Source organism: Blastococcus sp. KM273128, assembly GCF_021698975.1.
GTDB lineage: Bacteria > Actinomycetota > Actinomycetes > Mycobacteriales > Geodermatophilaceae > Blastococcus.
Genome location: NZ_SSXA01000009.1, coordinates 60821 through 73073, shown reverse-complemented (window position 1 = coordinate 73073; position 12253 = coordinate 60821). Strand labels below are relative to the sequence as shown.

Sequence of the window (12253 nt, the reverse complement as noted above, 5' to 3'; positions counted from 1 at the left end):
GCCCGGGGTGGCGCGGAGGCGAGGAGGGCCGCTCCGGTGCCCACCGCCGTCCCTCCGCCCCGGGAGCCCCGTCATGACCGAGCGCCGCCTCGCGCCGCTGACCGCCCTGACCACGCTGGGCCGCCGCCCGCCGCGGCCGGCCCCCGCGCCGACGCCGAACGGCGCCACGGCCACCGCCACCGTCCTCGACGGCTCGGCCGCGCGGTCGCGGATCGTCGACAACGCCGTCTACTCCGAGGGCCGCCGGGTGGCCACCCCGGGGTCGCCGGCCGAGAGCCGTGAGGAGCTGCTCCACGGGGAGGGGCGGCTGGCCTGGCTCGGGCTGTACCGCCCGGGCCCCAAGGAGCTCGGGGCGCTCGCGGAGCTGTTCGACCTGCCGGAGCTCGCGGTCGAGGACGCGATCAAGGCCCACCAGCGGCCGAAGTTCGAGCGCTACGGCGGAACGCTGTTCGTCGTCCTCAAGGCCGCGCGGTACCTGGACGCGGCCGAGGAGGTCGAGTTCGGCGAGCTGCACCTGTTCCTCGGGCCGGACTTCGCGATCACCGTGCGGCACAGCGAGTCGCCCGACCTGACCCGGGTGCGGCGGCGGCTGGAGAGCGACCCGGAGCTGCTGTCCCGCGGGAGCGAGGCGGTGCTCTACGCGACGCTGGACGCCGTCGTCGACGGGTACCGGCCGGTGGTCGACGGGCTGGCCAACGACATCGACGAGATCGAGACGCAGGTGTTCGGCGGGGACCCGGGCGTCTCGCGGCGCATCTACGAGCTGTCCCAGGAGGTGCTGGAGTTCCAGCGGGCCGCCCAGCCGCTGACCGGCATCATCGCCGCGCTCACCGCCGGGTTCGACAAGTACGGCGTCGACGAGGAGCTGCGCGGCTACCTGCGTGACGTCGCCGACCACGTCATCCAGGTCAACGAGCGGGTGGAGGGCTTCCGGCTGCAGCTGCGCGACATCCTCACGGTCAACGCCACCCTGGTGGCGCAGCGGCAGAACGAGGAGATCCGCGAGCTCACCGAGACCTCGATCGCGCAGGGCGAGGAGGTCAAGAAGATCTCCGCCTGGGCCGCCATCCTGTTCGCGCCGAGCCTCGTCGGCGGGGTCTACGGCATGAACTTCGACCACATGCCCGAGCTCGACGAGGCGTGGGGGTACCCGTTCGCGCTGCTGCTCATGGTCGGCGTGAGCCTGACGCTCTACCTGGTCTTCAAGCGCCGCGACTGGATCTGAGGACCCCGCTGCCCCCCACCGCTCGCAGGCTCGCGGCGGGACCCTGCAGCGGGGCCGCCGTGCTTCAGGTCACCGGGGTGCCGGAGGACGCCGTCAGCTCCCCGTAGGCGGCCGAGAGCTGCCGGGTCAGCGGGCCGGGCTCGCCGGTGCCGATGCGCCGACCGTCGATGGCCAGGACCGGCGTCAGCTCGCCCATCGTGCCGGTCACGAACACCTCGTCGGCCGCGTACAGCTGCGTCGTCGAGAAGTCGCCGACCTCGGTCGGGACGCCGGCCTCCGCGGCCAGGCGGAGGACGGTGGCCCGGGTGATGCCCTCGGGGCAGGCGCCGGTCGTCGGTGTCCGGAGGATGCCGTCGGCCGCGAAGAAGACGTGCGTCGCGTTGGTCTCGGCGACGAAGCCGCGGGCGTCGAGCATCAGCGCGTCGTCGGCGCCGGCGACGTTGGCCTCGATCTTGGCGAGGATCGAGGTGAGCAGGTTGTTGTGGTGGATCTTCGGGTCGAGCACGTCGGGCGTGGGCCGGCGCACGCTCGAGGTGACCAGCGTGATGCCGCCGGTGTCGTAGACGGGCGGCTTGTGCTCGGCCAGCACGATCAGCGTCGGGCCGCTCCGGTTGAGCCGCGGGTCCATGCCGCTGGTCACCTTCACGCCGCGGGTGAGGGTGAGCCGGATGTGCACGCCGTCGGTCATGCCGTTGGCGGCCAGCGTGCGGCGGATCTGCTCGACGATCGCGGCGTCGTCGGGGATCTCGGCGAAGGCCAGCGCCTGCGCGGAGCGGCGCAGCCGGGCCAGGTGCTCCTCGAGGGCGAAGATCCGGCCGCGGTAGAGCCGCAACCCCTCCCACACCGCGTCCCCGCCCTGGACGACCGAGTCGAACGGGCTCACCCCGGCCTCGTCGCGGTGGGCCAGCCGGCCGGCCACGTTGACCACCAGGTCGCGGTTGCGCTCGTCGAACTGCTGCAGCACGGGTCAGCTCCTCAGCCGGCCGGCGGCCAGCTCGTCGTAGTGGGGGAGGCACTCGGCAGCGAGCCTGGCCAGCGACCCGGGCAGCTCGACCGGCGTCTCGCGGTGGGGGCCGAAGCCGGTGGAGGCCTCCACGCTCGCGTACCAGTGCGGCGCCCAGACGCCGTCGGTGTCGCGGGGGCCGGCCGGCCACGACAGCATCCGCTCGTCGAAGGGAACCTCCAGCGCCGCGCACAGGGCGGTGAGCACGCCGCGCGGGTCGCGCAGGAGGTCGTCGGAGTCCACGACCGGGCCGCCGAAGCGGCGGTGCAGCGCGACCTGCTGGACCAGGCCGAGGTCGGCGAGGGTCGGGTGCTCGCGCACGCGGGCGTAGGAGGCGAGCAGCCGGCGCGGGTCGCGGATCAGGAAGGCGTGCCGCAGGCCGGCGAAGGCGTCGAGGTCGACCTCCGGCAGCACGTGGTGGGTCATGTGCTTCTGGTAGGAGATCGTGGCGCCGTCGGGCAGGTCGCCCTCGGTGAGGGTGCGGACGACGGCGCGCCAGTCGGTGGGCTGGCTCGCGATCACCTCGTCGCGGCCGGGGTGGTCCAACCCGGTCGCGGCCAGGTAGTAGGCGTAGAGCGGCTCGTCGACGACGGCGGTGTCGGGGCGGTTCTCCCACGCGCGCATGGTCGCCGTCGACAGCGTGCGCGGCCCGGACCACATCGCGATGCGCACCGGCGTCGTCGTCCGGCCGGTCCCCGTCATGCGGGCATCCTGCCCGACGGCGGGCAGGTGGGCAGCGGAACGCCGGGGGAACAAGGGGCTGGACGCGGCCGTTACCCTGACTGCACAACTGCACAGGGGGTGATTGGTCTCGACTTCGGTCGGGTGTCCAGGGGAAGCGAGCCGAGGAAGCCAACGATGAGCTCGTTAACCACGCGTTGGAAACAACACAAGCGCCGACTCCAGTCAGCGCGAGTTCGCCCTCGCTGCCTAAGTAGCGAGGCGACTCTGTCAGCCCGGGTTCGTCATCGGCCCGGATCCTGGCATCAGCTAGATGACTCACCGTGAACGCCGGTCGCGGGCGTCCACGGGACATCTCACAGCGACTGGGCCCGTCACATCGACTTGTTCGCGAGATCGATGGGGTCGAGCAGAGGCAGTAGCGGACTGCGCTCGGAGAAGCCCTGGTCATGCGTCGAAGGACGCGGGTTCGATTCCCGCCACCTCCACCAGAGCCGTCTTACTCGAACCCACGTCCAAGGACGCGGTAGCGAGCAAGCCGGCCCACCCCTGTGGAAGAGCCCCGGCACCGTTGGTGTCGGGGCTCTTCGCCTTCCTGGACACGGCGCGACGCTGGGGCGAACTCGTGGCCGTCGTCCACGTGCGGGCGGCATCGTGCAGGTCGCCGAAGGGTTCCTGGTAGCGCACCTCGGTGACGTCGCCCTCGTCGAGGTAGAGCCGCTCGAAGAACGTCTGCGTCAGCAGCCGTCGGGTGGTGTCCCCGGCGGTCTGGAAGAGCTGCTGCGGCTTGTCCAACAGGCGCAGTGCAGCCGTCAGCGCCTCGGCCCCCTCGGCCAGGTCCTGCTCGACGGTGTCTAGCTGCTGGCGGACACGGTCTCGATCCTGTTGCAGCGTCGTCAGACGGCTGCGCACCTTGGCGACCGGCAGCGCACCCTCAGCCGCCAGGTCGATCAGGCGCTCCTCGGCGGAGCTGAGCCGGGCCAGTTCGGCGTTGAGGTTGGTCTTGAGCTGCCGCGTCGACCGTTGTTCGTCGGCCATCGTCTCGCTGACCCGCGTCTCCACGCTGGCCGCGAAGTCTGCTGGGAGTGCCAGGTTGGCGTACTCGCGTTCGACGGCGTCCTCGACACCCTCGATCCGGAGGTACGGCAGATCGCAGACGCCCTGCTGGCGGCCGCGACAGAGGAAGTAGTAGTACGAGCCACCGCGCCCCTTGCCCTCCGTCAGGATCAGCCGATGCTCTCGACCAGCCTTCTGACAGCGGCCGCAGAACAGCATGCCCTTGAGGAAATGCTGATGGACGACGTCACGGGAGCCGCGGCGGGAGCGCTGATCGGCGACCTCTTGGACTCGCTCAAACAGCGGCCCGCTGACGATCGGGTCGTGCCGACCGGGGTAGAGCGCACCCTGGTACTGCAAGACGCCGGTGTAGTACGGGTTGGCCAGGATCTGCCGCAGTTGCTCCAGTGACACCGGCTTGGCCGGGAAGCGCTTGGTCGATCGGGAGCGCAGACCAAGGTCGGCCATGGTCTGGGTCAAGCGGTCCAAGCTGTAGTCGCCGCTGGCGTAGAGCTCGAAGGCCTGACGGATCAGCGGTGCCCGCTCCGGGTCGACAGCCACGCTAGGGACCAGCCGGCCCTCGAAGTCCTCGCGGATGTTCCGGTATCCCAGCGGCGCCTTGTTGATGGTGCCGCCGCGCTTGGCCTTCTCGCCCATCTTGTAGCGGATGTCCTCGCCGTCCTCGGCGGAGCGGAACTCGTTGATGGCGCTCATGATGCCGAGCGTCAGGCGACCGACCGGTGTCTCGTCGATGTTCTCGGTGGCTGACAGCAGCTGGGCTTTGGCGGCCCGCAGCTGCATGATGACCTGGGCACTCTCTTCCCAGTTCCGGTTCATCCGGCTGAGCTTGTAGACGATGACGGCGTCGACGTCGCGCTCGTTCTTGATCCGCTTGAGCATCGCCTGGAAGGCCGGTCGGCTCTTCATGCTCGTGCCGGAGCGGCCGGGCTCGACGTACTCCTCGACGATCTCGATGCCGAGCTGCTCGGCCTTGCGTTGACAGGCGGCCCGCTGCGCCGGGATGGAGATGCCTTCCGGGTCGTAGTCAGTGGTCACCTGACTGACGGTGCTGACGCGCAGGTACATGACGGCGCGCGTCGGGGCATCCAGGCGGTTCATGCGGGGACTCCTTCGAGCACCGGGGAAGCGAGCCAGGACGGGGAGAACTGGCGATAGTAGGTCGGCCGACGTCGCTGCGTCGGTCGGCTTGTGGACGGCGGGGCGCAGCGCTGCCGCGGCGCGGTCAGTCCCAGCTGGGTCAGTCGGACGTCGATCGCCCGCTCCGACACCCAGAAGCGGCGGGCCAGTTCGGCCGGGCGCTGGACGCCCTGCCCCCAGGCTCGCTTCATCAGCCGCTTCGGCATCAGGGCGCAGCCAGCGAAGTAGTCGGCGGCCAGCTCGGCCTGCTCGTCCGCCAGATGCCGCGTTGTGCCGGTGTAGAGCTTGTCGGTCGCTCCGTGGTCGATGATGTGCTTGTACTCGTGCAGCAGCGTGAAGCGCTGGCGGGTGGTCGGCTCGTCGCTGTTGATGGCGATGATCCAGTTGTGGCCGTCCCAGTAGCTCATCCCGGAGGTCGGCAGCGGCTCCCGTCGGACGACGATCCGCGGCAGCTCGGTGATGACAGCGCTGCTGATCGGTCCTTCGGTGCAGTCGGTCAGTTCCAGTAGCCGGGCGGCCTGGAGCTCGGCGATCTGCATCGCCTCGGCGAACTCGACGGTGCGGACCGGGATGACGCCGCGGAGGGACGCCAGGATGCTGCGGTTCTCGGTGTTGGGGTTGTTCATGGCGTTCCTCCTTTCGTTAGTGATGGCTAGGGGTGTTCGTCTTCCCCGTCCTGCGGTCCGTGCAGGCCGTAGTCCTTGGCCAGCCGCTCGAAGACCGCTTCGATCTCCGTGACGGCCTCCGGTGGCAGCTCGCGGTACTTGGCCCTCAGGTAGGGCCGAAAGGCTGGTAGGTCCTTGCCGGGCAGCCAGCCGATCGCGGCGTACAGCTCGGCGGCCGGGATGCCCAGCGCGTCGCTGACGGCCCGCAGTTTCTCCACCCGGGGGTAGACGATGCGACCTTGCTCCAGGCTCAGGACTGTCGCGGCATCGACGCCGGCTGCCTGTGCCACCCCACGGATGGACATCCCTTTGGCTTTGCGCCGACGAGTGAGAAAGGCGGCGAGCTTCTCTCGCTGTGATGGGGTCATGGGCAGTGCTCCGGTTAGTGCTTCTATTATCGCGCCGTTGTTGAGATATCTCAACGTTTTGGTGCCTATTCCACAACGCATTCAGGGCAGCGGCCGTTCATAGGGATCGAAGACGAAGCAGCCCTGCTCCGCTGGTGCGTCGTAGACCCAGAAGTCGCCGGCCGCCTCGAAGTCCCGCAGCACCGCCTCACCGTCGAAGCGCAGGTAGGCCCGCAGCCAGTCCGGCAAATGCAGAAGCCGGCTGTCGGCCCCCAGCTTGTGAACGAGCTCCTGCCCGAAGGCGTCCCGACTGGCGTAGTGGCCGAGATAGCTGCGGCGGAAGCCCGTTTCGTCCGTCGAGCCGGTCCACAGCTGATAGGCATGCCAGGCCACGTCAAGTGCGGCGCGCTCTTGTTTGCTCAATTGTTCTGTCTCCATATATCCCTCCTTTCGTTATTGCTTGTCCGTGCAGCTGCTACCGGTGATGGTTGGCAGGAAGCAGTCCGCCGTGGTCACCCGAAACAGCTCCTGGTCCTTCCCGTAGCGGCGACGAATGGCGGCCGCCATGGCCGTGGCGCGGGACTCGTCCGGGACCACCCACAACACCGCCGGGAAGACGTCGCGGGCGGCCTGCTCGCGCCCGCTCTGCTGGTAGCGCTCGTACTGGGCGCACTTACGCAAGACGGTCGGCAGACTCTCGGTGCCGCGGTCGACCTCGATGAACCAGCTGTCCTCGTACTCGGCGTTGGCCGTGACGGCGAAGAGGTCCGGCTTGAGCGTCTCGGCGCTGCCGTAGCTCCCGAGGAAGCCGCGCCAGCACGTCGGCTCGTGCTCGACCGTCAGGAGGTCCAGGTCGCCGCGACGGTCGGCCTCGACGAGCTGCACGCTGCACTCGGCGATCGCGAGGACGTGATCGACGAAGCGCAGGCCGGGCTGCTTGTGGCGGCCGCGCGGCGTGCTGTCGTCCTGGCGCAGTAGCCGCTCGCCGACCGGACCAACGCGCCAGACGTAGGCAGCAGAGCCGGCCCGGATGCCCCCGATGCGGCGGTCAAGGTGCTCGATGCCTCCCAGGCGTTGCAGACGAGCCAGGACGCGGCGGCAGATCCGGCTGGCCGCTCCTTCAGTGGCGTGGTCGGCGAAGTGCAGCCGCTGTAGCTGACCGGTCGTGAGCAGGCGGCAGTCGGCCAGGCTGCGCAGTACGCACCGCTCGCGGGCACTCAGATCGTCCTGCAGTCGGAGCAAGCGCCGGGCGCTCGTGCGGGGCCGCCGCCGCGACCCTCCCCGGTGTCCGTGGGAGGACAGACTTTCGGGCGCTTTATTGCCGCGGTACCGGCTGCCGACGTCGGGGTTTGCCGAAGCCGGCTCGACGCGACCGGACCACCGATCGGACCAGGGCTCCTGGTCCATCACGCCGCTCATGAGGGCCTCCGGCGGCGGCCAGTCGGCGTCTCAGGACCGGTCTCAGGAAGTAGATCGGCCAGGCCGGCCTCGACCTCATCCAGTGGTCGGCCCCACTGCTGACGGCTGCGGCGCCGCAGTTCGTCGGGGTTGCTCGTGGTCGGTGGCAGCGGCAGCGTCTTGCCGGAGACGAACGGGCTGACGCCCGTGCCGGTGAACAAGCTGGCGTAGATCTCGAAGGCGCCGAGCGCCGTTAGGTCGTCGGGACTGAGCTCCGGGTGGCCACGGGCGATGACGCGGGCGTCAGCCTCGCTGAGCTGGAAAGCCACCCGGGAGCGGGCGTTGGCCAGCACGGCGCTCTGCATGCCCTCCGGCAGCTGACGCAGGAACTGGTGCGCCAAGGTGAAGCCGGCGCCGTAGCCACGGGTCTGGGCCAAGACCTCGTCGAGCGGCGTGCCGGTGTGCAGGTAGTCCTGAACCTCGTCGATGTAGACCATCACCGGGTGTCGGAGCTCAGGCGCGATCAGGGCTCGGGCCTGGATGGCCTGCCATAGCTCAGCCACCAGCAGCGACCCCAGTAGCTTCGCGGCGTCCTCGCCGATGACGCCGCGCCGCAGTGGCACCAGCAGGATGCGGCGCTCGGCCAGGACTTCGCTCAGTGCCAGGCGCGGCCGACGTTGCGCCAGGACACCACGCAGGCCGGGGCGCAGCAACGGCCGTAGCTTGTTCATCACGGGGGCGACGGCGTTGGCCCGCTCGGCTTCGGACCAGTTGTTGTAGGTGGCCCAGAAGGGCTCGAGCAGCAGCGGATCGGCGATGCCGGCCGTCAGCGAGCGCCGGACACCGGGGTTGGTTAGCAGGAGCGGCAGTAAGGCCAAGGTGGCGTCGTCGCGACGGGCCAGCGTCAGGAGGCTGGCGTACAGGATGTCCTGGGAGCGCGGGCCGACATTCTTGCCATAGAGCTGCTTGAAGATGCTGAGCACGGTGTCGGCCACCAGCTCCGGTCGGCGGCCGTGCCGAGCCAGTGGGTTCAGTCCGACCGGGTGGTCATCCTGGGGATCGAGGACGACGACGTCGTCCCAGCGGCCATCGGGGATGCGGGCCAGGACGTCAGCCACGAGGTCGCCCTTGGGCTCGACGACGACGACGGCGCGGCCGGCGGCGATGTCGGCGGTGATGAGGTTGGCCAGCAGAGTCGACTTGCCGGTACCGGTGGGGCCGAGGACGTGCAGTCCCCGCAGGGCCGGCTCGATGCCGAGGCTCAGCGTGCTGGTGTGGCCGGGTGCCGTGACCGCCGCCAGGACGCGCGTCTTGCCGGTGGTGCCCGACGTCGGTGGCAGCAGCTTAGGGTGCGCGGGCGCCTGTCCCGGCAGGTAGTCGTTACCCAGCGGCCATGTGGTCAGCGGCAGAAGCTCAGGAACACCGAGGCGGAGGGGCCAGCGCCAGGGGGCGCGGGCGTTGTTCAAGCCCTCCGGGCGTTCGGTGACCAGGCGCAGTTGCACGCCGGGAGCTTCGACGGTGCGCAGGGCGGCCAACAGTCCGAGCAGCCGGGCCCGACGGATGTCGCGCTCGGCTGCTCGGACGCCGAGGCGGATGGCGCAGGCGAAGCCATGATCGGCCACCTTGGTGCGCAGGGCCGTCCGCTTCTCGCCGTCGAGCGCCCCGCCGTTGCCGTGCCAGGCCGTGACGTACCAGGGGGCCGTCACCGAGGACGGGCTCTGCGTCGGCACGGCCAGCGGGATGCGCCGCGGCCCCAGGACGAGCTGCATGACGAGCTCCTCCTCGGCCTGGACGCGCGTCAGGGCAGCCAGGACGGCGAAGACCGTCGTCTCCGGCTCGGCGGCCTTCAGGGGACGGTGACGGCTGTTGAGGCGCAGGCTGCCAGCGGCAGTAACGGGGGTGCGGGTGATCCCCTCGGCCAGCTCGGAGGCGCCCGCGCCGGTCAGGTCGCGCAGCGCGGCGGTCAGCCCACTCAGGGCGCCGGGGGCGCTCCCGATGAAGTAGGTGACGCCAGCCGTGCTCGCCCGGGCCTCGATGACGATCAGCGGGCTGCGGTTGTCCGTGGCCCATTGCCGCAGGACGGCGGAAGCCCGCAGGACATCGAGGGGTCGTTGCCAGTGCAGGTGGCGCCAGGTCAGACGGTGCGACGGTCTAGTCATCCGCGTTGTCCTCGGTGCCCGTGCCCTCCTGCTGCGCCGCGGCCTCGGTGGCGGCCTGCTCCATGGCCAAGGCGATGAGCGCCCGGCTCAGCTTGCGCAGGTCGGGCTGCTCGCGGCGAACGGCACGGACGGAGATGTGGTGCCGATTGCTCCGGCGCCCGCCTTTTGATCCTCGACGATGTACATTGCTCACAATTACCCTCCTCTCCGTGCCGCATTAATGTTGAGATATCTCAACGCACGTCCTTTTGTTATATGTTGAGACTTCTCAACGGTCAATGCCGATTGCGAATAGCACAACAACGAATGGAACAGCTGCAGCGGAGATGAAAATGGATCGCCCGCTACCAGCCGCGCGTCCGCGATCGCCACTGCCACAAGCCGATGCTGATGAGGACGATGACGGCCACCGGGATGAGTACCGGCAGGGCCTGACGCAGCAAGGCGGCGGCCACGTTCAGGGCATAGGCGGCCGCCAGCACCGCAAGCGCGAAGCCCACGATGCTGGCGGCCCACGACCTTCGGTTGTTCATGCGGTCACTCGTAGAAGAACTCGCAGTGATGCCCGCGTCCGTGCAACTCCCGGTCACACCGGGGGCACCGCACGGCCGAGGGGATCGCCGCAGCCTGAGTGACAGGCCCGCCGAGCCTGATCGACAAGCGCTCGACGACCCGGGTCAGCCGATCCAGCGCCTGCACGGCCCTTTCCGTGCTGACGGGCGGACGGCCGGCCATCAGCGCAGCCCGCGTAGCCGGGCGTACTGGAAAAGGTCGTCGTCGAGGAGCGACATCTTCATGCGGAGCTCGTCGTCCTCGCCGGCCATGATCAGCGTCTCCCGGCGGGCGCGCAGCATCTCCTCCTTGGCGGCGGTGTTGATCCGCCGCCGAGCTTCGATGGCCGCTACGTCGACGAAGCCGGCGGCTGCCTGCTCCGCCGCGCCCTCGATGGCCCCGCGCTCGTGCTCGCGGATGGTGACGATGTGCCGCGACTCTTGAACCCGGTCGAGCCGCTTGTCGATCCAGGTGAGCCGGTCGTTCTCCTCGACCGTGTGGACAGTCGGCACCGCCCGGACGACGGGTTGGACGTTGATCGCCTGATCACGGCGACGCTCGATGTTGGGCATGGCGGAACTCCGCTTCTCGTGTCAGTTGGATGGGTGACGCCGTGCAGTCGAGGGGTCTCGGATGCAGGCACTGGTGATGTGCGCGTCCGGACGCCTCACCAATCCGCGGAGTCGACTGCCGCAGTGGCAGCCGGTGGAAGGGCTGAGTGGAATCTCCGCAGCCCAGGGGGCAGCGCCCTACAGTTACGCCGTGGCGCGGGCCAAGCGAACTGCTGAGCAACGAAGCGCTGCGGCCATCGCTGAGGACTTAGGGCAAGCTCGCGAGGCCGGCGGCCTGCACCGCGCGGACGAGAGCGAGCTGGCTGCGACGCTTGACCTGATCGAGGTGGCCGGCGGCGCAGCGGGCGACCCTCTGACCCGGGCCCGCGACTTGTTGTTGCATCACGTTCGACGCGGCTGCGAACTGCACAAGACGCGGGTCACGGGTGACTCCACGGGCCAGGCAGCGGCGGATTCGCTGGCGACTCTGCTGTCTCGTCTGCCGACCGATAACCGACTGACCAAAGTGATCCGGCAGGCCGCCGCTGGCACCATCGGGCACCACATCTCAGCCGACGCGGTTCGTAAGCGCGAAGATCGGATCATCGGCGAGATCGCGGTCGCTGTCTTCGCCGATTTCCAGGCCCGTCTCAACAACGAACCACCCACCATCGAAGCTGCCATTCACCATCTGATGCCGCGCCTGTCGGATCTTCGTCAGGACCTGCACGACCTGCTGTTGATGGTCTATGACGCTGGGCCGCCAGCCGATCCGCAGGAGCGGTGGGTCATTACGGAGCACTACCGGCGAACAGCGCTGGAGGCCGGCAAGGTCGTCGTGGCCTGCGAGCAGTTGTTTCAGGCCGGCCTGCGACTTGGGCCGAAGTCGGCCGACGAGTACTGGTTCATGCACCGCGCGGACCGGTTGCGATCGTCACTGTTCCGCCAGCGGGGCGACCGCGCTTTCATGCTGGACTTCAGCCGCTCTGACCGCTGCCACATCCACCGGGGCTGCGATCATCTTCAAAGCACGGCAGAAGGTGTCGAGGTGTACGGGAGATGGCGCGAGTGGACGCACTCCTGTTACCCGACCTGTGAGTTCGAGCGCTCCCTTAGGCTGACCAAGATGTGCAGCCCCCATGCGTTTCTGGCGGAGGCGTACGAGACTGAGCTGAGGTATCTCGATACGGGACTGAGTCAGGTAGCCGTCGGCAACGACCCGATCGTCATGCATCACGGCCTGTTGCGGGATGGAGGTGACCCGCAGCAGGACAGCGGTCACTGACGTATCGACTTTTAGTTGATCTAGCCCAAACTGGCCTGGAGGCGGAGCCGGGCCGCGCGGTGGTAGTCGATGGCGCAGTTGTCCAGCACCCGGCCCACCGTGGCCGTGAAGAGGCGCTCCGGCGAGGGGGGGTGCGGCACGCGGTCAGACCGGATGCGCCCGGCCGCAAGCCC

At 69.3% G+C, this 12253-nt stretch carries 13 protein-coding genes and 1 other RNA gene; 3 read left to right on the top strand and 11 right to left on the bottom strand.

Going from position 1 to position 12253, the window contains the following annotated elements:
* The first annotated feature begins 73 nt into the window (after positions 1-73).
* Positions 74-1225, top strand: coding sequence for a magnesium and cobalt transport protein CorA (locus E9529_RS04635; protein WP_236829931.1), 1152 nt, complete (start codon positions 74-76; stop codon positions 1223-1225).
* Positions 1226-1289: 64 nt separating this feature from the next.
* Here the strand turns inward: E9529_RS04635 and E9529_RS04630 are convergent, their stop codons facing one another.
* Both E9529_RS04630 and E9529_RS04625 read right to left on the bottom strand, forming a co-directional pair.
* A complete protein-coding gene (locus E9529_RS04630) occupies positions 1290-2189 on the bottom strand; it encodes an aminotransferase class IV (protein WP_236829930.1) in 900 nt (299 codons plus the stop codon).
* A 3-nt stretch (positions 2190-2192) separates the two neighbouring features.
* Positions 2193-2930, bottom strand: coding sequence for a hypothetical protein (locus E9529_RS04625; protein ID WP_236829929.1), 738 nt, complete (start codon positions 2928-2930; stop codon positions 2193-2195).
* A 95-nt stretch (positions 2931-3025) separates the two neighbouring features.
* Here E9529_RS04625 and ssrA point away from each other — a divergent pair.
* Positions 3026-3400, top strand: a transfer-messenger RNA (tmRNA) gene (gene ssrA, locus E9529_RS04620).
* Here ssrA and E9529_RS04615 read toward each other — a convergent pair.
* The 9 genes from E9529_RS04615 to E9529_RS04575 all read right to left on the bottom strand — a co-directional run bounded on the left by E9529_RS04615 (position 3357) and on the right by E9529_RS04575 (position 10816).
* A complete protein-coding gene (locus E9529_RS04615) occupies positions 3357-5084 on the bottom strand; it encodes a recombinase family protein (RefSeq protein ID WP_236829928.1) in 1728 nt (575 codons plus the stop codon). The genes ssrA and E9529_RS04615 overlap by 44 nt on opposite strands.
* Positions 5081-5749 (bottom strand): ImmA/IrrE family metallo-endopeptidase, encoded by a 669-nt coding sequence (locus E9529_RS04610; protein ID WP_236829927.1) that lies wholly within the window; start codon positions 5747-5749, stop codon positions 5081-5083. The genes E9529_RS04615 and E9529_RS04610 overlap by 4 nt, the downstream gene beginning before the upstream one ends.
* A 26-nt stretch (positions 5750-5775) precedes the next feature.
* Positions 5776-6156: a helix-turn-helix domain-containing protein gene (locus E9529_RS04605; RefSeq protein ID WP_236829926.1), complete on the bottom strand. Its 381-nt coding sequence runs from the start codon at positions 6154-6156 to the stop codon at positions 5776-5778.
* Positions 6157-6237: 81 nt separating this feature from the next.
* Positions 6238-6573: an antirestriction protein ArdA gene (locus tag E9529_RS04600; RefSeq protein ID WP_236829925.1), complete on the bottom strand. Its 336-nt coding sequence runs from the start codon at positions 6571-6573 to the stop codon at positions 6238-6240.
* 15 nt (positions 6574-6588) lie between these two features.
* Positions 6589-7554: a replication-relaxation family protein gene (locus E9529_RS04595; protein ID WP_236829924.1), complete on the bottom strand. Its 966-nt coding sequence runs from the start codon at positions 7552-7554 to the stop codon at positions 6589-6591.
* Positions 7551-9692 carry a type IV secretory system conjugative DNA transfer family protein gene (locus E9529_RS04590; protein WP_236829923.1) on the bottom strand — a complete coding sequence of 714 codons (2142 nt, stop codon included), beginning with the start codon at positions 9690-9692 and terminating at the stop codon, positions 7551-7553. Before E9529_RS04590 ends, E9529_RS04595 begins: the two co-directional genes overlap by 4 nt.
* Complete coding sequence (locus tag E9529_RS04585) at positions 9685-9885, bottom strand: hypothetical protein (RefSeq protein ID WP_236829922.1); 201 nt, start codon at positions 9883-9885, stop codon at positions 9685-9687. The genes E9529_RS04590 and E9529_RS04585 overlap by 8 nt, the downstream gene beginning before the upstream one ends.
* 151 nt (positions 9886-10036) lie before the next feature.
* Positions 10037-10225, bottom strand: coding sequence for a hypothetical protein (locus E9529_RS04580; protein WP_236829921.1), 189 nt, complete (start codon positions 10223-10225; stop codon positions 10037-10039).
* A gap of 201 nt (positions 10226-10426) precedes the next feature.
* Positions 10427-10816, bottom strand: coding sequence for a hypothetical protein (locus E9529_RS04575; RefSeq protein WP_236829920.1), 390 nt, complete (start codon positions 10814-10816; stop codon positions 10427-10429).
* Positions 10817-11006: 190 nt separating this feature from the next.
* Here E9529_RS04575 and E9529_RS04570 point away from each other — a divergent pair, with 190 nt between their 5' ends.
* Positions 11007-12080 carry a hypothetical protein gene (locus E9529_RS04570; protein ID WP_236829919.1) on the top strand — a complete coding sequence of 358 codons (1074 nt, stop codon included), beginning with the start codon at positions 11007-11009 and terminating at the stop codon, positions 12078-12080.
* Positions 12081-12253 lie beyond the last annotated feature (173 nt).

Bases quoted from the DNA above. Each gene is read 5' to 3' on its own strand.
- E9529_RS04635 (WP_236829931.1), top strand. From the start codon at position 74: ATGACCGAGCGCCGCCTCGCGCCGCTGACCGCCCTGACCACGCTGGGC.
- E9529_RS04625 (WP_236829929.1), bottom strand. From the start codon at position 2,930: ATGACGGGGACCGGCCGGACGACGACGCCGGTGCGCATCGCGATGTGG.
- E9529_RS04615 (WP_236829928.1), bottom strand. From the start codon at position 5,084: ATGAACCGCCTGGATGCCCCGACGCGCGCCGTCATGTACCTGCGCGTC.
- E9529_RS04610 (WP_236829927.1), bottom strand. From the start codon at position 5,749: ATGAACAACCCCAACACCGAGAACCGCAGCATCCTGGCGTCCCTCCGC.
- E9529_RS04605 (WP_236829926.1), bottom strand. From the start codon at position 6,156: ATGACCCCATCACAGCGAGAGAAGCTCGCCGCCTTTCTCACTCGTCGG.
- E9529_RS04600 (WP_236829925.1), bottom strand. From the start codon at position 6,573: ATGGAGACAGAACAATTGAGCAAACAAGAGCGCGCCGCACTTGACGTG.
- E9529_RS04595 (WP_236829924.1), bottom strand. From the start codon at position 7,554: ATGAGCGGCGTGATGGACCAGGAGCCCTGGTCCGATCGGTGGTCCGGT.
- E9529_RS04590 (WP_236829923.1), bottom strand. From the start codon at position 9,692: ATGACTAGACCGTCGCACCGTCTGACCTGGCGCCACCTGCACTGGCAA.
- E9529_RS04580 (WP_236829921.1), bottom strand. From the start codon at position 10,225: ATGAACAACCGAAGGTCGTGGGCCGCCAGCATCGTGGGCTTCGCGCTT.
- E9529_RS04575 (WP_236829920.1), bottom strand. From the start codon at position 10,816: ATGCCCAACATCGAGCGTCGCCGTGATCAGGCGATCAACGTCCAACCC.